General features: G+C 74.6%; 2 protein-coding genes. One reads left to right on the top strand and one right to left on the bottom strand.

Annotated features, from left to right (window positions below; translation table 11 throughout):
• Positions 1 to 610, bottom strand: a 610-nt coding sequence (locus ACWDCZ_RS41690) for a GNAT family N-acetyltransferase (protein ID WP_449818773.1), incomplete at its 3' end; no start/stop codon positions are given.
• A gap of 232 nt (positions 611 to 842) precedes the next feature.
• Between ACWDCZ_RS41690 and ACWDCZ_RS41685 the strand changes: the two genes are divergently transcribed.
• On the top strand, positions 843 to 1,019 hold the full coding sequence (locus ACWDCZ_RS41685; protein ID WP_449818772.1) for a hypothetical protein: 177 nt from the start codon (positions 843 to 845) through the stop codon (positions 1,017 to 1,019).
• Positions 1,020 to 1,072: the final 53 nt, after the last annotated feature.

Genomic DNA, 1,072 nt, shown 5'->3' with positions numbered 1-1,072 from the left:
GCAGCCAGCGCCAGCGGGCGGGGGCGTGGCCCATCGCGAGGTCGAAGCCGCGCTGCGCCTGCTCCTGGAGCGCGGCCAGGGCGGGCAGGTCCGCCACTCGGGCGGTGCGCAGCGCGGGGGCGTCCCCGGCGCCGATGCTGGGCGGGGCGGTGAGCAGCGGCCGCGAGACCGGGATGTCGATCGCGTACTCGTAGCCGAACAGCCGGTAGAAGTACGGGATTCCGATCATCACCTGGACCACGTGCCCGCGCGCGGCGGAGCGTGCGTGCGCCCATCGGAGCAGGGCCCGGACCAGGCCGCGGCCCTCGTACTCCCCGTCGGTGGCGACCATGTCGACCTGCCCGGCGGGCAGTCGGACACCGCCGAGGCGCAGCTCCTCGTCCAGCAGGGTGGCGGTGGAGACGACCCGGTCGCCGTCGACCACCACGGCGCTGGCCGACCGGCCGGCGTCCGGGTCCTCGACCACCAAGCGGTGGTCGAGCGCGTCCCCCGGGTCGCCCCGCTCCGTGAGCAGCGCGCCGATCCGCTCCTCGTCCTCCGGCCGGGACTCGCGCAGGAGCAGGCCGCCGGGCAGGGCCGTCGGCAGGGCAAAGGGTTCGTCAACGGTCATTCCCGGACCCTCGCACCGGTGGCCGCGCGCGGCCAAGGGGTTTTTGCCGAACCGGCAAGGAAGAGCGGGAACACGCCCGATGTGGAGGGGAGTTGGCGAGATCGTACCCGTCTCGGGGGTGGTCGGGTTGACGGTGGCCACGACCGGAGGGTTGGCTTCCCCCTGGGGGACGGGGGAGTGCGGGGGAATCCACGCGGGGGAATCCACGAGGAATCCAAGGGGAGGGGAGCCCATGAAGACGACGACGCTCCGGGTGGTCTGTGTCCTGGCGGCCGCGCTGCTGGCGGGCACCGCGGCACCGGCGGCCCACGCGGGGCCCGAGCCCGCGGCCACGCTCACGCTCACGTCCGGATCCGCGTCCGCGAGCGGTGACCCGGTCCGGGTGAACGTGAGCCTGGGGGTCTCGTAGCCGGTGAACGGGATGACGTCGTGGCCGGCCGCGTCCTTGGCGGCGATGGCGCC

Source organism: Kitasatospora sp. NPDC001225 (assembly GCF_053597855.1).
Note: the sequence above shows the minus strand (reverse complement) of the source record. Positions and strands in the feature narration are given on the sequence as shown.

Excerpts from the sequence above, each read along its gene's own strand:
- ACWDCZ_RS41685 (WP_449818772.1), top strand. The coding sequence starts at position 843 with ATGAAGACGACGACGCTCCGGGTGGTCTGTGTCCTGGCGGCCGCGCTG.